The organism is Hymenobacter sp. BT559 (genome assembly GCF_016427535.1).
Lineage (GTDB): Bacteria > Bacteroidota > Bacteroidia > Cytophagales > Hymenobacteraceae > Hymenobacter.
Genome location: NZ_JAELXV010000013.1, coordinates 58,600 through 78,538, shown reverse-complemented (window position 1 = coordinate 78,538; position 19,939 = coordinate 58,600). Strand labels below are relative to the sequence as shown.

19 protein-coding genes and 1 tRNA gene are annotated in these 19,939 nt (G+C 60.0%); 13 read left to right on the top strand and 7 right to left on the bottom strand.

The window, feature by feature from the left end; genetic code table 11:
* Positions 1-109: 109 nt before the first annotated feature.
* The 4 genes from JAO77_RS23635 to JAO77_RS23620 form a co-directional block, all read right to left on the bottom strand.
* Positions 110-679 carry a Maf family nucleotide pyrophosphatase gene (locus tag JAO77_RS23635; protein ID WP_235998584.1) on the bottom strand — a complete coding sequence of 190 codons (570 nt, stop codon included), beginning with the start codon at positions 677-679 and terminating at the stop codon, positions 110-112.
* 49 nt (positions 680-728) lie between these two features.
* Complete coding sequence (locus JAO77_RS23630) at positions 729-2,090, bottom strand: DUF1015 domain-containing protein (RefSeq protein WP_198993015.1); 1,362 nt, start codon at positions 2,088-2,090, stop codon at positions 729-731.
* A gap of 125 nt (positions 2,091-2,215) precedes the next feature.
* Positions 2,216-2,869, bottom strand: coding sequence for a pyridoxamine 5'-phosphate oxidase (gene pdxH / locus JAO77_RS23625; protein WP_198993014.1), 654 nt, complete (start codon positions 2,867-2,869; stop codon positions 2,216-2,218).
* A 61-nt stretch (positions 2,870-2,930) separates the two neighbouring features.
* On the bottom strand, positions 2,931-4,895 hold the full coding sequence (locus tag JAO77_RS23620; protein WP_198993013.1) for a DUF6311 domain-containing protein: 1,965 nt from the start codon (positions 4,893-4,895) through the stop codon (positions 2,931-2,933).
* A gap of 181 nt (positions 4,896-5,076) precedes the next feature.
* On the opposite strand from JAO77_RS23620, the gene JAO77_RS23615 reads away from it, so the two are divergent.
* The 4 genes from JAO77_RS23615 (at position 5,077) to JAO77_RS23600 (ending at position 9,671) form a co-directional block, all read left to right on the top strand.
* Positions 5,077-5,634 (top strand): YqgE/AlgH family protein, encoded by a 558-nt coding sequence (locus JAO77_RS23615; RefSeq protein ID WP_198993012.1) that lies wholly within the window; start codon positions 5,077-5,079, stop codon positions 5,632-5,634.
* An 89-nt stretch (positions 5,635-5,723) separates the two neighbouring features.
* Positions 5,724-8,024: a DUF349 domain-containing protein gene (locus JAO77_RS23610; RefSeq protein ID WP_198993011.1), complete on the top strand. Its 2,301-nt coding sequence runs from the start codon at positions 5,724-5,726 to the stop codon at positions 8,022-8,024.
* A gap of 107 nt (positions 8,025-8,131) precedes the next feature.
* Positions 8,132-8,204: transfer RNA gene (locus tag JAO77_RS23605), tRNA-Thr, on the top strand.
* 153 nt (positions 8,205-8,357) lie between these two features.
* A complete protein-coding gene (locus JAO77_RS23600) occupies positions 8,358-9,671 on the top strand; it encodes a site-specific integrase (RefSeq protein ID WP_198993010.1) in 1,314 nt (437 codons plus the stop codon).
* A gap of 108 nt (positions 9,672-9,779) precedes the next feature.
* Here JAO77_RS23600 and JAO77_RS23595 read toward each other — a convergent pair whose 3' ends face one another.
* Complete coding sequence (locus JAO77_RS23595) at positions 9,780-9,977, bottom strand: hypothetical protein (protein WP_198993009.1); 198 nt, start codon at positions 9,975-9,977, stop codon at positions 9,780-9,782.
* 211 nt (positions 9,978-10,188) lie between these two features.
* Here JAO77_RS23595 and JAO77_RS23590 point away from each other — a divergent pair, with 211 nt between their 5' ends.
* The 9 genes from JAO77_RS23590 (at position 10,189) to JAO77_RS23550 (ending at position 18,850) form a co-directional block, all read left to right on the top strand.
* Positions 10,189-11,217: a hypothetical protein gene (locus tag JAO77_RS23590; RefSeq protein ID WP_198993008.1), complete on the top strand. Its 1,029-nt coding sequence runs from the start codon at positions 10,189-10,191 to the stop codon at positions 11,215-11,217.
* 78 nt (positions 11,218-11,295) lie between these two features.
* Complete coding sequence (locus JAO77_RS23585; RefSeq protein WP_198993007.1) at positions 11,296-11,568, top strand: hypothetical protein; 273 nt, start codon at positions 11,296-11,298, stop codon at positions 11,566-11,568.
* Positions 11,569-11,578: 10 nt separating this feature from the next.
* Positions 11,579-12,151, top strand: a complete 573-nt coding sequence (locus tag JAO77_RS23580; protein ID WP_198993006.1) for a hypothetical protein — start codon at positions 11,579-11,581, stop codon at positions 12,149-12,151.
* Positions 12,152-12,284: 133 nt separating this feature from the next.
* Complete coding sequence (locus JAO77_RS23575; RefSeq protein ID WP_198993005.1) at positions 12,285-12,809, top strand: hypothetical protein; 525 nt, start codon at positions 12,285-12,287, stop codon at positions 12,807-12,809.
* Positions 12,810-13,606: 797 nt separating this feature from the next.
* Positions 13,607-14,497, top strand: coding sequence for a hypothetical protein (locus JAO77_RS23570; protein ID WP_213019472.1), 891 nt, complete (start codon positions 13,607-13,609; stop codon positions 14,495-14,497).
* 145 nt (positions 14,498-14,642) lie between these two features.
* Entirely contained in the window at positions 14,643-15,110 is a 468-nt protein-coding gene (locus JAO77_RS23565) for a LexA family protein (RefSeq protein ID WP_198993003.1), read from the top strand.
* A 3-nt stretch (positions 15,111-15,113) separates the two neighbouring features.
* On the top strand, positions 15,114-16,448 hold the full coding sequence (locus JAO77_RS23560; protein WP_198993002.1) for a Y-family DNA polymerase: 1,335 nt from the start codon (positions 15,114-15,116) through the stop codon (positions 16,446-16,448).
* A gap of 18 nt (positions 16,449-16,466) precedes the next feature.
* Positions 16,467-16,808, top strand: coding sequence for a hypothetical protein (locus JAO77_RS23555; RefSeq protein ID WP_198993001.1), 342 nt, complete (start codon positions 16,467-16,469; stop codon positions 16,806-16,808).
* 95 nt (positions 16,809-16,903) lie between these two features.
* On the top strand, positions 16,904-18,850 hold the full coding sequence (locus tag JAO77_RS23550; protein WP_198993000.1) for an SIR2 family NAD-dependent protein deacylase: 1,947 nt from the start codon (positions 16,904-16,906) through the stop codon (positions 18,848-18,850).
* An 85-nt stretch (positions 18,851-18,935) separates the two neighbouring features.
* On the opposite strand, the gene JAO77_RS23545 is transcribed toward JAO77_RS23550, so the two are convergent.
* Positions 18,936-19,604 (bottom strand): PD-(D/E)XK nuclease-like domain-containing protein, encoded by a 669-nt coding sequence (locus JAO77_RS23545; RefSeq protein ID WP_198992999.1) that lies wholly within the window; start codon positions 19,602-19,604, stop codon positions 18,936-18,938.
* Positions 19,605-19,640: 36 nt separating this feature from the next.
* Positions 19,641-19,889: a hypothetical protein gene (locus JAO77_RS23540; RefSeq protein ID WP_198992998.1), complete on the bottom strand. Its 249-nt coding sequence runs from the start codon at positions 19,887-19,889 to the stop codon at positions 19,641-19,643.
* Positions 19,890-19,939 lie beyond the last annotated feature (50 nt).

The window sequence follows — 19,939 nt, the reverse complement described above, 5'->3', positions numbered from 1 at the left end:
GGCCCCGTGGTCATCATGCTGCGCTTGCAGGAGCATGATGACCACGGGGCCTGTTCGCGTTTTTTAATTATTACTTCGGAAGAGCTACTTTTTGCTTTATTCCTCCTTTCTAATTTAAAAATGCCTGCAACGCGGCCCACACGCGGTGCGTGGGCAAGCCCATCACATTGAAGTAGGAGCCTTCGAGACGGTCGATGCCGACCAGGCCCAGCCAGTCTTGGGCACCGTAGGCGCCGGCTTTGTCGAAAGGGTGGTAATTGGCTACGTAAAACGCAATTTCTGCTTCGCTCAAGGCCCGGAAATGCACGGTGGTTTCGTCGGCAAATACGACGGGCTCGCGGCCGTCGCCGGGCAGCAGGCACACGCCGGTGTACACCTGGTGGGCGCGGCCCTGAAGGCGGGCCAGCATGAGGCGGGCCTCGGCCGCATCGGCAGGCTTGTTCAGTACATCGTCACCGAGGCACACAATGGTATCGGCCGTGAGCAATACCTCGTCGGCCCCTAGGTCGGCGCGGTAGGCCTCGGCCTTGTGGCGGGCCAGGTACTCGGCTATTTCGGCCCGGCGCAGGTGCTCGGGAAAGCTTTCGTCGACCTCGCGCAGGCGGATTTCATACGTCAGCCCGAGGTCGGTGAGCAGCTGGCGGCGGCGCGGCGAGCCGGAGGCAAGAATCAGGTTCAAAGGCAATGAATAAGTAATAGTGAACAATGAGCAGTGCGGCCAAGACCAGCTACATTTCTACTTCTATCTTGTTGGCACTTACCTGAAAATACCGGTCAAATACCGAGTTATTCGCTCCGTCTTCCAGGCTGGTAAAGAGTAACCCGGCGAGCGTCTTAGGATAGAAAAAAGTAGACTTAGCCGGCATTACGGCGCCCGAGTAGCACACGGCCTCGACCTGAGCCATGGTGACCTCATTGGTGAGAAAAGCGGCGCGGGCCTCGCCCCTATCTACCTGCTGCAGGCACTCGGCCAGGCCACGCACGTAGGCCACGCCCGGCCAGGCGCGCTGAACGTCGGGGCCCACGATGCCCAGCACTTTTTCGAGCACGAAGAAGTGCAGCACGGTCAGGTCTAGGTCCTTCACCTCGGGCGTCGTATCCCAACTCAGCTCGGCGTGCACCTCGGGGCGCAGGCGCAGCTTGTAGGCCGCCCCGCCCCCTAGGTAGAGCCCGAAGGCCCACCGGCGGCCGGCAATCACGTCGGGCAGGTCCTGGGCCTCGGCCTGGGGCAGCACTGTGAAGTAGGCCCCTAGCCGGGTCAGCAGCTCTTCGTCGCTGAACTGGCCGGGCAGCTCGCGCAGCACCCGGTGCGTGGGCAAGATGCGCAGGTCGTCGCTGGCGGCGTTGGTGAGGTACATGAGGTGGTAGTTCCACGGCTCGCGGCCACTGTAGCCGCCGGGCCCAGCGGCTAGCTCGCGGGCCTGGCGGTAGGCCAAGGAACCTTCGTAGCGGTGGTGCCCATCGGCCAAGATAACCTGCCGGCCAGCCAGCACCTGCTGAAAGCGCCGGATGGCGGCGGCGTCCTGAATCACGGCCAGCACATCGCGGGCCCCCTGGTAGTCTTCCTCGGTCTGGCAGAGTGGGTCTTGGATGGCTTCATCCATCAGCGCTTCCAGCTCAAAGTGCTCGTCGCGATACAGGCCGTGGGTAGCACTGGATTGAAACTGCAGGGCGGCCAGCAGCTCGGCTCGGTCGTTGACAGCCGCGGGCAGCGTGTTTTCGTGGCGCAACACCACGCCCTCCTGCCAGTCGTAGGCCCGGATGTGGGCCATAAAGCCCTTGCGGCAGCGCTCACGGGCCTCGCCCGGCAGCCGAAAGTACTGGTAGTACACGTAGATGCCCGGCAGCCCATCCTGCCGCAGCACGCCTTCGGCCTGCCAGCGGGCCAGCCGCTGCGCAGCCGCTGCGGGCGGCGACAGCTCGCCTTCGGCCCGCGGCACCGAGAGGTGAATACTATTGAGCGGATGTTGATAGAGCGCTTCGCGCTGGCGCACACTCACCACATCGAAGAGTGGCGACACCACCGCGTCGATGTCAGTGCTCAGGGCTGGGCTGTAGCGCCAGCCGCGCACGGGTTGAATTTCAGCCACGTTTCATTTAACAATTAGCAATTAACAGTTAACAGCTTCTCAATTGTATTCAACAACACCTATTAGCATAACCATAGAAGCCTCTTGGTTAGCCTGTTAAATGTTAATTGATAACTGTTAAATGACTAAGGAGCCAGACGGCTGATTTTCCAGCTTTCGCCTTCGCGCTCGTACACCAGGCGGTCGTGCAGGCGGCTGGGGCGGCCCTGCCAGAACTCAATTCGTGTGGGGCGCAGCACGTAGCCACCCCAGTGCGGCGGGCGCGGCAACGGGTTTTGGTCGGCAAAACGCGCTTCTATATCGTGCTCACGGCTTTCGAGCGCCTCGCGGCCTTCGATGGGCTGGCTCTGGGGCGAGGCCCAGGCGCCCACCTGGCTGCTGCGCGGCCGGCTCTGGAAATAGGCCGTCGATACGTCTTCGGGGGCTTTCTCGACCCGGCCCTCCACCCGCACCTGGCGCTCGAGGCCGGGCCAGAAGAAGTTGAGCGCGGCCAGCGGCTGGGCGGCTAGCTCGTGACCCTTGCGCGAGTCGTAGTTAGAGTAAAACAGAAACCCAGCATCGTCGGGCAGGCCCTTGAGCAGCAGCACCCGGGTGCTAGGCTGACCGGTGGCCGTGTCTACGGTGGCCAGGGTGAGGGCAGCGGGCTCGGGCAGCTGGGCGGCCACGGCCTCGTCGAGCCACTGCCGAAACTGGCGCACGGCATCGGGCAGCACGTCGGTTTCGAGCAAGGTACGCTGGGCGTAGGTTTGGCGCAGGTCGGCGAGTTCGGCGTCGGTCATGAATGAAGACTAGGTAGCTAGGATAGGAAGTAGTATAACGGGCAGGTTCATTACGGGCGCCCTAGGGCTTGGGCTGCCATTCGTAGAGCGACCAAGAGCCCTGGTGACGCAGGCGGCGCATGTGCTGCTCGCGAATAAAGCTGGGTGCGCGCTCAAACAGCGCAAGCACTTCAGGAAGTCGTGTAAGTTGCTCGCGGTAAAAATTGTTGCGGCCGTCGTAGTACGCCGTATCCAGAAATACTAGGATGGGGCGCTTATCGAGGCGAGCCAGCAGGGCCGGGCTGGGGCCCCCGGGGCGAAACATCGACTGCAGCTCGACTGCTTGGTAGCCGGGTGTGCGGCCGGCTTTGTTTGACATCAGGGGTAGGCCCGTGACCAGGCCCAGCTGGTAGCCGGTATTGCAGTGCGGGTCGTCGGGGTCCACTCCTAGGTAGGGCAGGTCATCGACCTTGGTACCCTGGTGCCAGTAAGGCAGGGGCAGCAGCGCTTGGTAGCGGCCAGGCTCGGGCCAGCCCACCAGCTCGCGCACGGCGGTTGTGGCCGGCTCGCGCAGCAGGTTTACCCGCGTAAACTCGTTGCGGTAGAACTTAGTGGCGTGCACCATATCGACCACAGCCAGGCCCACCAGTACCACCCACAGCACCTGCAAGCCCCGGCGGCGTAGTGCCCCCGCCTGCTGCCACGCCAGGCCCGCATACCAAGCAAAACCCAGCACCAGCGCCCACCAAAACGGCCACACGAAACGCCCTAGAGCCCGAAACTGCGTAACGCGCACCGTCACCTTGTGTAGCCACAGAAAGGGGTTGAGGTAGTTATTGAGCACGTAGCTGTCATTGTCGAGGTGAATCTCCTCGCCCAGCGCCACCAGCAGCACGGGCAGCGTGGCCAGCAGCAGCAACCCCAGAAAATCGCGGGTTGGGTGGCCAGGGGCGGGCAACTCCGGCAGCAGCGCTGGGCTAGTCGCGGCTGGAGATTGGCCTGCCGCCTGCGGCCGCTGCTGCCACCAGCGCACAGCAGCCAGCACGCCCACTGCCACCAAGCCATAGAGCACAAAGGCGCCTAGATAGGAACTGGACTCGTAGGGCACGTTGGCCGTGCGCTCCAGCAAAAATTTTATTTTGTTGTAACCGTAGCTTTTAAAGAGACTGGTAAACTGAAATTTCCACTCTATCCAGTCGTAGCCGTCGCTGCCAACGGGGCGTTCGCCGCTACGGGCATCCAGCACCTGCAGCAGTCCGAACGTGAACACCAGCGTGGCCGCCAGCACGGTGGCGCCCCAGCCGGCCAGCCGACGCCAGGGTCGACCCGCGCGGGCTTCGCGGCCTATCCACAGCAGTAGAAACAGGCCCGTCCACATACCCATTACGCCTAGGTAGTAGAAGTGTATCCAGCTCGCCGCTATCAGCCCCAAGCCCAGGGCCAGCCACCAGCGCGCCAGCGGGCGGCCCGCCCGCCAAGCCCCGTACAACCCCTGCAGCAGCCACAAGGGCCCTAACACGGCTGGTGTATATGACAGAGCCAGGTGCCCCACCCCCAGACGCACGGCCTGCGGCCCCAGCCAGGGCAGCGCCAGGCTCAGCAGCAGGGCCACCCAGCCCGGCACCCCCAGACGCCGCAAGATGCTTAGCAGCAACAGCGTGCCTAGCACCATGCCCGACAAGATAAATACGTCGAACAGGTACAGCCCGTAGGGCGCCAGCGCTGGCACCGCCCGCACTAGCCAGTGCAGCGGAATGCTGAAGCCCGGGGCAATGTCGGTGTAAAAGATGTACTCGCCGAAGGGATAGTTGATACCGTGGTCGATAAGTCCTTGGCTGAGCGGCTGCCGCAGAAAAGTGGCTAGCGAGTAATAGCTGCGGATGCCATCGTAGTAATCTACTACTAAGTATTGGCCGGGGTGCAGCAGCAGACGAGCAAAGGTGCGGCCAACCAGCAGCAGTTGAAGCAGGCCGGCGGCCAGCAGCCAGCGCCAACCCGTAGGCTGGCCACCAGCCACCACCGGGGTCGCGGAAGCAAGAAACGTCATGGGGTACGAAAAACAGCTAAACAGAGCCCTGGGCCGGTGGGCCAGGCGCGGGCAAAGGTAGCGGCCGGGTACGTGGCCCCCGGCGCCCCGGCCCGGAACCCTTTCGGGCCGCGAGCGGCTTATCACACCCTAGGGGCTGCATTTTGCGTAGCTTACTTCCGTCACGTTGGTTCCTTTGCCCATGAAGCCCGGTACCCTTCTTATTTCGCAGCCCTTCCTGGGCGACCCCAACTTTGAGCGCAGCGTGGTAGTACTCTGCCGCCACCACCCCGACGAAGGCGCATTCGGGCTGGTGCTCACCCGCCCCACGCCAGCCACCCTAGGGCAAGTGCTCGACCTGCCCGGGGGCGAAGCCAGCCCCGCCGCCGCCCTGCCGTTGCACATGGGCGGGCCCGTACAGCCTGACACCCTGCATTTTTTGCATCAGCAAGCCGACCTACCCGGCGCTCAGCCCCTGGGCCAGGAGGTGTATTGGTCCGGCGATTTTGACGTACTTATAGGCTTGATAAACAGCGGCGCTATCCTTCCCAGCAGTGTCCGCTTGTTTGTGGGTTATTCAGGGTGGTCGGCAGGCCAGCTAGAAGACGAAATCGAGCGTGGCTCCTGGATTCGGCAGCCCGCTAGTGCCGGGAAAGTATTTACTTTGGAGTCTGATGCGTTCTGGCAGGGCATCTTGCGCGAAAAAGGCGGTCGCTTCCGGGCGCTGTCCAACTACCCGCTCGACCCCCGCCTCAATTAATTTTTTTCGATTTCTGCCCTGCGTCCGGCTTCGGCCCCTTGCTTTTCACGTTCCGGCCCGGTGCCGGGAGCCGGCTTTTGTTTTTGATTATGCTACCCGAAGAAACCCCTACCCCCGCTCCGTCGACGCCCACCGAGGGCACGCCTGCCGACCGCATGAGCATCCTAGAAGCCCGCTTGGCCGAAATTCGGTCCAAGCAGGGCGAAGTACCGGCTGTTCCTAACACGCCCGACGCCGCGGCCAGCCCGGCAGCTCCGGCCCTGAGCGACACGCCCGCCGAAGCCGCCGTACCCCCCGGGGGTGGGGCCACTCAAACCGAAGCCGACCCGCTGCTCTCGGAGCCGGGCCTAAGCGATGCCACCGGCGTGCCCGCCCCGGCCCCCGTGAACGCCCCTACCCCCACCGACGCCCTGCAGGCCCCCGAAGCTGCTGCAAACGGTGAGCAGGCCTCCCCCACCGATGAGGCGGCCCCCGTGCATGCGCTGGCTCGCGCCGAGGACATCGACAATACGCCCGACGAGGTAGCTACCCTGCCCACCTCGGCCACGGAGTCGGCCGCCGAAGCGCACCAAGCCGAAGTAGCGCACATCGCAGCCGAAGCCGAGCACTCGGAAGAAGCTACGGGGGAGGAAGCTGACCACTACGTGCCCGAAACGCCAGCGCCCGACTTTGCCGAGCTCGACCTCGAAAGTCAGGCCGCTTATCTAGTGAGCCTGTTGCGCCGCCCCGACGCGCGCCGCAACCGCCAGCAGATTTTTGAGCTTAACCGCCAGTACGAAACCAACGTGGCCGCCGCCCGCGCCGCCTCGCGCCAGAAGCTGGCCGAAGACGCCAACGCGCCCCAGGAGTTCAGCTTCCAGCCCCCGGCCAGCCAAGTCGAGCTCAATAAAGCCCTGCAGGACTTCCGCGAGGGCCGCGCCCGCGATGCCAAGGCCGAAGACCAAAGCCGAGCCCAAAACCTGGCCCGCAAGCAGGAGTTGCTCGGCCAACTGCGCCAACTGGTAGAAAGCGCCGAAACCAAAGACAGCTCGCAAAAGCTAAAACAGTTGCAAGCCGACTGGAAGGCCACCGGCCCCGTACCCCAGACCGATAGCCAGGAAACCTGGAATACCTACCACGGACTGCTCGACCGCTACTACGCCAACCAAGGCCGCTTCTATGAGCTAAAGGAGCTGGACCGCCGCCGCAACCAGGAGGCCAAGGAAGCCCTCATTGCCCGCGCCGAAGCTCTGAAAGATGCCCCCGGCATCAACAAAGCCCTGGATGAGCTAAAGAAGCTGCACGACGAGTGGAAGCACATTGGGCCGGTACCCGGCGAGCAGCGCGAGCCGCTGTGGCAGCGCTTTTTGGCGGCCTCCGAGGCCATTCATCTGCGCCGCAAGGAATTTGTGGATGTGCGCTCGGCCCAGGAAAAAGAAAACCTGACCGTGAAGCAGGCCCTACTGGCCCGCGTGCTGCCCTTCGCCGATTTCTCGACCGAGCGCGTGAATGAGTGGCGCTCACGCACCGACGAGTTGCAGGAGATTAAGAAGGAATGGGAAGCCGCCGGCCCCGTACCCCGTGCCCAGGCCGACCAGCTCAATAAGCAGTACTGGAACGCCTACAAGTCGTTCTTCAACCACAAAAACGACTTCTTCAAGAGCCTCGACTCGGAAAAGAATACCAACCTGCAAGCTAAGTACGCGCTCATTGAGCAGGCTGAAGCTGCGCAGCAAAACCCCGACTTTGAGGAAGCGCGCAGCGTGATAGTGCGGGTGCAGAAGGAGTGGAAGGATATTGGCCGGGTGCCCGAAAAGCAGGCCGACAAAATCTGGAAGCGCTTCCGGGCCGCCTGCGACGGTGTATTTGACCGCCCCAAGCACGAAACCCGCCAGCGCGAGGAGCGCCAATCGGCCGCCAGCGCCGAGCAGGTAGCCCGCTTAGACAAGATAGCGCAGCAGGTAGCGGCATTGTCGCCTTCCGAGCCGGGTAGCCTAGAAGGCTTCCGGGCTTTGGCGGCTGACTGGCAAACGCTTGATGCCACCGGCGACCAGCCCGGCGCAGGCACTTCCGACCGGGGCGAGGAGCAGTTCCTTACGCTCATGGGTAAGTACCTCGACCAAACGGCTGGCATCACGCCAACCGAGCGCGAGGACTTGCTTTTCCAATTGGAAATAGCCCGCCTCAAGGCACGCCCACAGGCCCAACAGGCATTTACGCGCAAGGAAACCAGCCTGCGCCGCGAGATTCAGGAACTGGAGAACGATGTGGCGACGCTGCAAACCAACTTGGACTTCTTTGGCCGCTCTAAGAATGCCGACCAGTTGCGCCAGGAGTACCAGGGCCGCATGAGCGAGACCAACGCCCGCGTGGCCAAGCTCAAAAAGCAACTCAAACAGCTGCGCAGCTAGTAGCTCAGTCTCAAGCACTAAAAAAGCGAGCACTTAGGGTACTCGCTTTTTTAGTGACTTTTGTTTGGCGCCTGGGTCCGGCGTGCGTACTTTTGCCCCACGATTAAGCCTCCATAGCTCAGTTGGTAGAGCTTCTGACTTGTAATCAGAGGGTCGTTGGTTCGAGTCCGACTGGGGGCTCCTTCTTGTAGGGTGTCAAGGCCCGGAATCTTGCTTCTCACGTCGTGAAAGCAGGTTTCCGGGTTTTTTGCGTCTAGGGGTTTCGGGTCTCCTGGGTGCGAATCTTTCACTTCAGGGTGGGACACGCGCCCCCCTCTACGCCCCCTACAAGGTATGGTGACCCAATTCGTGCTTCGCACCGACAAACAAGACAAAGCGGGCCGGTGCCCCGTGTATCTGCTCGTGTATTTCGACGGCGCTCGCCTGAAGTGCACAACCGGCGAGAAATGCAAGGCAGCGGACTGGAACGCTGACCGGCAGCAATTCCGGCGCTCCTACCCGCTGGCCGAAGAGGCCAACCTTCTGCTGGCCCGCCTAGCGGCTGATGTACTGAGTTGGTGGCGCGGGGTGCGGGCAGCGGGCGAAACGCCCACCGTGGCGGGCCTGCGAGCCGCGCTGCGTCCGGTGACGGAAGCCACGCCAGCCGCGCCGCTGTCCGTGGTGGAGGAATTGCTGGCTTTTCGGGAGGTGCAGCGGGCACGAGGTATTATGCTCTACACCCTGAAGCATTATCTGGTGACGGCTAACTGGCTGCGGGACTTTGAGGCGCGGGCGGGGGTGCGGCTGCTGGTGAGCACGTATGACTTGACGCAGCACGATGCCCTGCTGACGTATTTGCGGGACGTGCGGGGGCTGGCACCAAATACGCGCTACACGGCTGGCAAGGACATGTGCCGACTGTTTCGCTACCTGCGCGAAGAGCGGGGGCAGGTACTGGCGATAGAGCCGAGTAAGCTACGGGTGGCGTGGGTGGAGACGGAGAAGCTATACCTGCGGGCAACTGAGCTGGACCAACTGCGTCTGGCGCTGCTGCCGGCATCGCTGACTCAGGTGCGGGACGTGTTCTTGTTTTGCTGCTACACGGGACTGCGCTACTCGGACGTACTGCAGTTGCACGGCGGCAACGTGGAGCCGCTGCCGGATGGCTCGGGGCGCGTGCTGCGGCTGGTGCAGACGAAGACCCGTACTTCGGTGAGCATATTTCTGACCTCGGCGGCCTCTACTCTTCTGGATAAATACGCATGTGCTGAGCGAAGTGGGCCTGGAGCACGATTACTGCCAGTGTTAGCGAATCAGGTGATGAATCGTTATTTAAAGCGGATTGGGCGCCTGGCGGGGCTTACTCGCTTGGTGGAAACCAGCGAAGTGCGGGGGGGCCAACTGGTAAAGCAGGCAGTACCGGCCTGGGAACTGCTGACGATGCACGCGGCCAGGCACTCGTTTGCGGTACAAAGCTTACTGCGCGGAGTGCCGGTGGCGGTGCTGCAGCGCGTGATGGGCCACTCGGCTATTACCACTACCATGATTTACGCGAAGGTGGTCGAGGATTTTCAGCACCAGGCGCTGCGGGCGGCCTGGGATGGGCCGGCGGCGGGGCCAGTGGCGATGCCCGACGCGGTGTGCGCGGTGGTACCGGGCGCGGCGTAGGCCTGCCCTACCCCGTTGCGGCGGGCGGGGTCATCGGGTAACGATTGACTCAGGTCAGCTACGGGGAAGAGTCGGGGGAGCTACGAGCGAAGGATAGGTAAGAGACCGCTAGGCAGCTTGGAGCAGGGCGGCACTTACGACCGGCTCGGGCAGGCCGGTATAGCTGCAAAACTCGACTATCGACACATAAGAGGTGGCCGACTTGCCGAAGTGCTTGCGCACCCGCTGCAGGAGACGCTTGCCGGCTTCGTAGCTGTTGCCGGTAAGCGCGGCGGCTTCCTTAGGATAGATAACGACCTGAGGCATGAAAACGGGTTACTTCGGGGTATAGTTGGCTAGACGAATATACAACGGGCAACGCCACAGAATAGGTTTGCCCCATGAAGTTTTTAAGCAGTGTACAGCGGGGACTCAATGCAGCAATGAAACGGCGCTACCTGGGATGCTGCTCCTGGTAGCGAAGGCCGTTAGCGAAAAGCAGCTAGGCTTATTTTTTTATCTCTTATCTATTTTAATTATGGCCCAGCAAACGGGTATTTTGGGCATCAAGGGTACCGTTGGGGGCCTGGTGTTCGCCAAAGACGGAAGTGTCCGGCAGAAGCCGGCTTCCAATAAATCGACCTTCAACAGCTCGGCCAGCATGGTGCGCGTGCGGGAGAACGCGAGCGAGTTTGGGGCGGCGGCTTCGGCCGGCAAGCTGGTGCGCGACGCCTTGCGCACGCAGATTCAGTCGGCCAGCGACCGGCTGATGGTGTCGCGGCTGGCGAAGGCAATGAAGAGTATTATCAATCTAGACTACGCGAGCGACCGGGGGATGCGGACGGTAGTGGCGGCGAATGCTGCACAGTTGGTGGGCTTCAACTTCAACCAAGGCGCGGGCCTGGGGCAGTCGCTGTACTCGCCCTATACCGTGACGCCCGATGGAGCGACGGTGACGCTGGATATTCCGAGCCTGAACCCAACGGTGGATATTGCAGCGCCGGCCGGGGCCACGCACTTTGAAATCCTGTTTGGGGTGGCCTCGGTGAACTTCGGGGCTAAAACCTACCGCTCGGCTACCGTGGCGGCGCCATTGGGTATTCTGCCGCTAACGGGCGCGGCACAAGCCAACGTGAGCCAGGTGGCCACGCTGCCGGCGGCCCCAACGGCAGATGAGCTGGTGATTGGCGTGCTGGGCATGAATTACTACCAGCAGATTAACGGCAAATACTATCCGCTCAACAACAACGCCAGCAACCCACTGGCGGTGGAGTACGTGAGCGCCAGCCCGCTACCTGGCGGGGGCGCGGGCGGCAACTTCGGGACGCACCTGGCTGGCCCGAACGGCGCGGGCGCGGGGGTAACGCTTGCCGCCTCGGCCGGGAACGACTTCGCCTTCAATGAATTGGCCACGGGCGGCTCGGCGCCGGCTAACATGGACATCTACGTGGGTGGGGCGCAGGTAGCCTCGGTGGCGTACCTCGACCGCTACCTGGGCAAGCCGTTCAGCTTTACCCACGCCGGCGTGACTCGCACGGGCGCGTTTGCGGCAACGGTGAACTTCTAGGCCTCGCGCCTTGGCAATGAATGGGCCGGCCCTGGTAATGATGCCGGGGCCGGCCTTTTTTTAAGATACCCTCCTAGTATGATGAGCAGCGTGGAGAAGACGTTGACGCAGCCTAACACAGCCGAGCAGCTCCGCATTACGGCCGTGCAGCCACTGGTGGGGCTGGGCGGAGCGCGGGCCCAGGTAGCGCTAGCGCACTGGCTCGTGGCCGTGGTACAGGCGCCAATGGACCGAGGGCCGGCCGACTTGCACGAGGCTTTTGAGGTGGGCGCGGCCTGGCCCCTACCTAGGTGGCCAATGGGCTACTGCTTGCTCGGCTACCTCGACCCCAACGATTTACTAACTACTTAATTCTCTTTTTATGAGCTTAATTAATAAGCCCTTGGTGGGCATTCTGTTTAATGGGGCAACGCTAGCCCTGGCCTCGGCGGCGTGGAAGAACAAGGTGCGGGCTATCTACGGCTTTAACGGGGCCGGGACGGGCTACACGGTATTTAAGCCAACTAACGCCTTTAATTCGCTTACGCAGCTGGTAGCGGACAGCAGCTACATTTTGGACGTGGCCACGCCGGGCTTTGAGCTGCCGGGGGCGGTGCTCACGGGCGCTGGGCCAGGGCTGAAGGTAACGCAGCTGAGCAGCGGCATTGACGACAGCGCAAGCAACTTCTTCGTGCGGTGCGCCTTGTCGTCGAGCCAGGCGAGCGATACCACGGCCAACGTGCTGCTGGCTTTTCCGGACCGCAACAGCACGACGTGCCAGGCCTCGGTATGGGTGAAAGGGGTACCCCTCGGGCAGGTAGTAGACCTACCAGTGGATGCGCTGCTGAACACGCCCTACGGCCTTAACATGGAAGACACGCTAGAACTACTGGCAGTGGCGCCGAGCGGGGCGCTGGGGTACCACGAGTTTGCGTTTGGCAACTCGCTCCCCTAGCCTTTCGAGTTGAGGCACAAAAAAGCCGGCTCCCGTAACGGGAGCCGGCTTTTTTGTGGTCATCGGAGCTGCTGCCGAACAAAGACCTGGAGCTGGTGATGCGGGTAGCGTTACTGTCGCCTAGCTTAGGCTCATGAAACACCTTTACCGCCTTGCCTTACTACTGCCCCTATTAGCCTTCAGACTGCTGGACTGGCAATTCTTTACGCTGGATAAGCACCTCACGGTGGAACTGCCCACGCCGCCAACAGAGCTAGACTTAGCGAAGCAGGGCCTGGCCGGGGCTATGCAGGCCGGCACGCGCTTGCTCATGGCCCGCACTACTGGCGCACTCTACCAACTCATGAGCACCCCCTCGGCCGATGTGAACCCGGCCGAGCGCACTAAATTTTACGACGGCATAGTGGCTGGCCTAGTTACCAACCAAGGCCACACGCTAGTGCAGCGCAGCACGTTTGCAACGCCGGCCGGGGACGGAATTGATATTACATTTCGCACTGTGCCACGCGATGCGAGTCCGGCAAAGGTGCTCTATAACCGATGCGTATTAGTGAACCGGACTAGCTACATACTCGGCTTTATGCCACTGAGCGCAGACACTACCGATGAGACAGCGCTGCGCCGCCGCTACTTTAACTCCATGATTATAAAGCCGTAGCTAAGCCGACCATCTCCCGCTGCCAGGCTTGCTTGCCCTAAGCGCATGCCTTGCTTTAGTAAATCACCACTGCTTTATTCAGCAGCGTTGCGCCCGTTTGAATACGCACATTGTACAGGCCAACGCTACCGCCTCACTCAGCTACAAAATCATCACTCAGGGCCACCGAGGGGGCGCTCACGGTGGAGAGCCAGGAGGGACACGGCGCGCTGCCTTCCTGCTTCTACTCCCCTCCTACTAGCGGGAGAATTATAAATTGGGAAGTGCCCGTTGTAGCTGTCGTTGGAAGCTGCGCATGTCGGGCAGGAAATCAACATTGAAAAGCACAGTAGAAAACGCTTGCCAAGGGCCAGTGCCAACGGTAGCGGGAGAACTCACTAAAGCAACCGAGAGGGTGTACTGCCAGCCGGTGGGCTCCTGCTTTAGGGATAAGAAGAAAGCTAATACGACGCCGGGCCGCACCCCTCGCAGGTGCCCCTGATACCATTGCGACGAGTCGGCGACCGTCGATAGCTCGCTCCAGGCGGGGCCACACGTCTGCTTCAGCCAAGCGCGCACGAACTTCGCTTGCTGGAAAGCGGAGGCGGAAGGGTGCGCGGTGGGACCAGAAAAGTTATAGATACCATAGGCAGTAGTTGGCCAAAAGGCTGCTGGTTCGCTAGTGGTCGGCACTGGGCGTTGGGCAGCAGCTGGCCCAGGCAAGAGCAGGAGTAGAACAGGTACAAGAAGACACCGAATCATTGGCAAGAAAGGGAGGAGTGTAGATTTGTAGCTCACGTTTTCAGGCCACTATTTTAATGGTTCGCTTCTGGTCTTCATCCGTTCTTGCGGTAGCAGGAGGGCTCACGCTTGGCTTAGCCACCGCCCCATTAGCGGCCTTTGCGCAGCAACCAACAGCCAGATGGGTACCTTTCCAACTCGATACGCAACTGGCGATGCAGTTGCCTGCGCCGCCTCGCCAAGTTAGCTCGCCTAAGCCGGCAACCCAGCAAACGCAGGGCTACGTAGCGCAGACTTCAACTGCCCACCTGGTCATCGTGCGCAGAGAACTAGGTGCCGCGGAGCAAGCGGCTGACTTAGACATCTTCTATACAGGGTTTGTGCAGCGCTTACTGACCGATTATAAAGCCAAAGGGGTACATCAAGCCTCTTTTCGGGTAGGTAAGCTGGAAGGTCTGACAGTAGATTTCCGCGTGCTGAATGCAGTGTCTGGCAAACCGACGGATGGTACCATGTGGGTGCTACGCGCAGGCCCACTAGTCTACCTGGCACAATGGCTATCTCGTCAGCCAGCTACGCCAACTGAGGAGGCGCAAAAGCAGCGCTTTCTAGCCTCTTGGACGCTTACGCACCTACCCACTACTACCCCAACAGCGGCAGAGCTAGCCCGCTTTCATGTGGGGCAGTTCCGCTACGGGGACCCGGACTTAGCCAAGACACTAGTCGTGCGCACCGATACTACCCAGGTCGAGAACAAAGCTGACCAAGGACTACGGATTGTATACGGCCTTACCTGGACGAAGGACGGGTATGAATTGAGGCAGCGTACGTCTACAGATAAATACGCTGCTCTAATGCAGCCGAAGATAATCCACGTGCACATCACAGCAGTTGAGGGGAATACGTACTGGTACCAAGCCAGCATTGATGGCTATATACTGTCGGGGCAGATGCAACGGATAAAATAGAATGGTAGCAGCTAGCTAATTAAAGAGGTATTGTAAAAATATTTACCCTGACAACCAGACAAATGTAAGTATATCAACTCGCCTATAATTAAACTAATCTGGTTAGTAGTCGTTTACTTTAGGGCCCAGCTTTCCCCGCTACCCTATGCACGACGTCGTTCTCGTACCCGTCCCGGATGCGGTATTGCCCGCCTACCTGCCCGTCTTTGCCTGCCTCGTGCCGGCCGGCTTCCCCTCCCCGGCCGATGACCACATCGAGGCGCTGTTTGACCTGAACCAATTGCTGTTTCGCCACCCGGATGCCACGTATCTGGTGCGCGTGACGGGCGAGAGCATGGCCGGGGCCGAGATTCACGCCGGCGACCTGCTGGCCGTGGACAAGCACCTGGAGGCCGACCACGGCCACATTGTGGTGGCGGTGGTGGAGGGCGACTGCACGGTGAAGCGCCTGGAGCGCCGGGGCGCGGACTGGTGGCTGGTGCCGGCCAACCCGGCCTTCGAGGCCTACCGCATCCGCACGGGCGAGGAGATTCACATTTGGGGCGTGGTGACGCACGTGGTGCACGAGCTGATACCGGGCAAGCTAAACGCGCTGCTGCTGAGCCGCGACTAGCCCATGTTTGGCCTGCTGGACTGCAACAATTTTTACGTGAGCTGCGAGCGGGTCTTTCAGCCCCGCCTGAATGGCCGGCCCGTGGTGGTGCTCAGCAACAACGACGGCTGCATTATCTCGCGCTCGGCCGAGGCAAAAGCTTTAGGCCTGGCAATGGGGGCGCCTTATTTTAAGGTGAAGGACTTAGTACGCCAGCACCAGGTGCAGGTGTTCAGCTCGAACTACGCGCTCTATGGCGATATGAGTCGACGCGTGATGTGGTATCTGGGTCAAGTCACCCCCGGGGTAGAAATCTACTCCATTGACGAGGCCTTTCTAGACCTGGCCGGACTGGACACTTATATGAATCCCTACCTAGGCGGCGGGCTGGAAAAGTTTGCCCATACCGTGTGCGCCAACGTGAAGGCGCGCACCGGCATTCCGACTTGCCTGGGGATAGCGCCCACGAAGACGCTGGCCAAGCTGGCTAACCGCGTGGCAAAGAAAAGCCCGGACTTAGGAGGCGTGCTGTACCTAGATTCGGTCGAGCGGCGGGCGTGGGCGCTAGGGCAAGTAGCCGTGGGCGACGTGTGGGGCGTGGGGCGCCAGTACGCGCAGAAGCTGACGGCCGCCGGCATCGACTCGGCAGCTGACTTGGCGAAGGTGAGCGAGGCCTGGGCCCGCAAGATGCTGGGGGGCGTGGTGGGCGCGCGCTTGGTGCGCGAGCTACAGGGGTATCCCTGCGCCGGCTTGCACCCGAGCGAGGACGGAACGCTGAGCCGGCAGAGCATCAGCTGCTCGCGCTCGTTTGGGCGCCCGCTGCGCGAGCGCGAACTGGTGCAAGGAGCGGTGGCCTCGTTTGTGGCGCGGGCGGCGGAGAAGCTGCGGCGGCAAGGTGAGCTGGCGCACGTGCTGACGGTGTATATCGGCAAAAACCGCTTTGGGCCGGACGCCGCCGTGGGTGGGCATTCGCGCTCGGCGGTGCTGACACTGCCCGTGCCCACGAGCGATACGCGGGAGCTGACGGCACGGGCCGGGCAACTGCTGGCACGGCTGTGGGAGCCGGGGGCTACCTACGTGAAGGCGGGCGTGGTATTGGCGGGACTGGAGCCGCCGGGCGGGCAGCAGCTGGGGCTGTTTGAGGCTGCGCCACCGGTGGCGGCCCCTAGGGCACCCGGGCGCGGGGCGCAGCTAATGACGGCGCTGGATGGGCTCAATAAGCAGTTTGGGCGCGGGACGGTGCAGCTGGCGGCGGCGCTGGGCCCGAAGGGCGGCGGGACGGTGCCGTGGCAGGGGCAGGCGGCGTGGCGCACGCCGGCCTACACAACCCGGCTGGAGGACTTGCTGATTGTTAAGTAACTACTTTTTCTTTTTCTTATGGCTTTTCCAATACCGCCGGCCCACCTGCCGGGGGCCCAACCTGACTACCCTATTATTAGGACAGGGGTCGTGCGGCGACTGCACAACCGGCGCATCGTGGTGGCCCGACTGCCCGATGGCAACTGCTACATTCACATCTCACTGGCATTGAAGCCAGGCGAGGCCGAAGAGTTGCGACATCAAGAGGGCTATATTGATTGCGCCAGCGACTACATCCTACGTGACCGGGTACGCTACTCAGTTATCGTACTAACGGGCGAGGCAATGGATGCGATAGTGAGTGGCTGGAGCCAGCTGGGGGAAGTGGCTGAGCAGCGCAAGAAACGTAAGCGGATTTAGGTTGACAGATGAGGGCACGCCTTACCGTTTTCATGTATTTTGCGGCTTGGTATGGAAGCGTTTCACAAACCATTTGCGCCTCGTCCAGCTAGGTTATGAGCATCGAAAAAGAAACTTTATTTCGGGCGGTAATGCGGAACGAGGTTCTGCTTTGGGCTGGGTCGGGCTTCTCACTGTATGCGGGTTATCCCTCTGGTTGGGGACTGAGACAAATCCTGCATGAGAGCTTAACACCTTCGCAACGATTAATGCTTGACCCTCACGACCCGCTACCGCGTTATGTTGAGCATTATATTACTCTGCACAATGAGCGGCGTAATGAGTTGAACCGTGAATTGCTGCGGGTATTCTCGGCGGCTCCAAAATCGTTGGAAACGCATCAGAATCTGGCAACTATACCGTTCATTGACCAGATAGTTACAACTAATTACGACAGCCTTTTTGAGCTGGCCTACGGGCATCGATTGCACAAGGTCACGCATGGTAAGAACATCCCGCTGGGTGAGCCAAATCAAGTCACTTTGTATAAAGTTCACGGCGACTTGCAAGACCCAGATAGTATCGTGATAGCGGATAAGGATTTCAGAGGCTTCTTCCGCAAGAATGATAACATGCTTTGGACAGCCTTAGAGGCATTGATGGCGAAGCGGCATATAGTCTTCGTTGGCTACAGTTTAGAAGACCCAAATGTAAAGGAGTTGTATGAGTGGGTACGCGAGCAATTGGGTAACCAAATGCGCGAGGCTTTCTTCATTGCACCCAACCAGACTGAGTTGAACCGTAAGTGGATGGAGAGAAATAATCTCACTTATATCGATTCCACCGGCGAGGCATTGGTTGATGAATTAATATCGGAATTGAAGGAAAGTGTACTACCTAATTTGAAAAAAGGCTTGGTGTCGCAGGATAAAGCAAGTCAGTTTCTTGACAGATTAGGAATGAACGTCGGCTATCAGGATAATAGTCAAGGATTAGACACCATTCACTTATCGAAGAAGGAAGGCGTCACCCAGCATGAAATTTCATTCAGTATTAAGGATACTAGCCCTGGTAGCGAAGGTTTGAAAAAAGCTATCAATGGCGAAACGCTAGAACCAGTTCGGTTATCAGCAACCGACGAATTCAACGCTATCGTTCGAGTAGAAGGATTGCGAATGCCACAAGATATCGTTGAGATTCTAATAGTACCTACTGCCTCTCTAGATAAATCAGTAGATATATTCTTCTCAGATGGTACTTACTTTTCGGATGTAAGCATCCGACTATATGGAAGTAAGGAGCAGATAAAAATTGTAGCTAAAACTAATTTCAACACGGTAAGGGTTACTCTACTCCGCAGCGATTTAAAAGTGGGCGAGGGGTTTAATGCTAATATAACTGTAGGGGCCAGAAACGGTCTTTATACATCTGCGCAAGCGCTTGACCAAGATAGTGAGCTACTGCGTTGTCTAGGTCTAGGCCTAGGATTTAGATGTATAGAAAACGGCAAATTAGTTTATGAGCAACAAGGGCGAGATGCAGTAGTTGCAATTGTTCGTGATAGCGAAGAACTGAAGATAACTGTTGAAAATATCCGTCAGATAGAGCGAGCGTTTTCTATAATATTCAAAAATTTTGAACTAACTAAGTCTGAATGGGAAGATGTCACTTTGTTAGCTAGAATTCTGAGACTAGAACGTGGCAAATCACCTTGGCGGCCGCTTATCAATTTCAATATTGATGATAGCGAAGAGGGTAGAGAGTGGAAGAATACTTTTGCATCTCCAGACTACATGGGAGCAATTGCTTTAGAGCGATTAGAAACGTGGAGCTTTTGTTTTTTTGGTTGGAAGCTAGAGATTCAAACAATAGGTGTACACATCCTTAACAATGCACGGGTGAAGTATGATGAAAAGCTAAAACAATATTCTGCGAGCAATGCAGAAAATGAATTATCTTTTATCGTGAAAGAAATCATAAGTAAGCGTATCATAGAGCAGCCAGTAGCCGCTGTAAAGGAAGGGAGACGTACTCTTAATGATATCATGGACGATTGGGAGTAGAATTATGAAGCTTTCGGGCAAGCAAAAGCCCCGGCCTACACTATGGTAAGTCGGGGCTCTATTTTGCTAGTTGAAGAATGATAATTCACGGTAGAGTGTGGTGCTCGACATGTGCACGAAGCAGGCGCTGGTATTTTTTGCGGCCAGTGGCCAACTGCTCAGCTGTCAACTTATGCACCCATACGGCGGGCGGCTGGCCTTTGAGCGAGCGCTTCTGCACGGCGATGAGCAGCACGCGGTGGGCTTGCAGCACGTCGGCATAAAAGGCCTGCTGACGGTCGTAGCCGTACTGCTCCACCGTGGCCAAGAACTGGGGCAGGTCGCGGCAGCTAGTGGTTTTGAAGTCGACCAGCGTGCGGCGGCGGCCGGCAGGGCTGTCGATAATGAGGTCAGGACGCACCTTAACAGTGAGGCCGGTAGCCTCGTGGGTGGCCGTGTAGCTCTGCTCGGGCTGGCCGTGGTAGAGCACGTGGCGCGGGTAGCGCCGGCGGCGGATGGCGGCGGCCAGTTGCGCAGCTTGGCGGCGGGTCTGCTCGTCGGCGGCGTCGGCCGGGTTGGCGGGCGTGAACAGGTGGGGCTCCAGGGTGGCGCTGTGGAAGTAGCTCCCGAAGGCCAGCGCAGCTAGGTTGCTGGCGTGGCGGGGGCGGCCTAGTAGCTCATCGGCCAAGCGGCTGAGGTCGGTATTGGAGATGAAGGGCAGGGCGCGGTGCTGCTCCTGAGTCAAGCTGGGGTAGTGGGTGAGGTTGGTAAACATTATTTCAATTAGCAATTAACAGTCATCAATTAGCAGCTACTGGTAGCGGTCTAGGATATAGGCCAGGCGGTGAGGGTCGTCGGTGCGGTGCAGCCAGATGTGGGAGCCGCCGCAGCCTACTGCGTAGGCCGGCTCGGGAAAGAGCTGGCGCACGGCGGGGGCCAGGTCGCGCAGGTCGCGTAGCGGGGCGGTGGTGGCTATGAGCTGGGCCAGCTGGGTGAGGCAGGCAGCCTCGGCCTCGTCGCGGGCGGGCTGCTCCTGGCGGAGTTCGGGGAGCTGGAGCATAGGGCGGTAAAAGGTGGCCCCCTCCCCTGCTGGCGGGTCGGAGGCCGGTA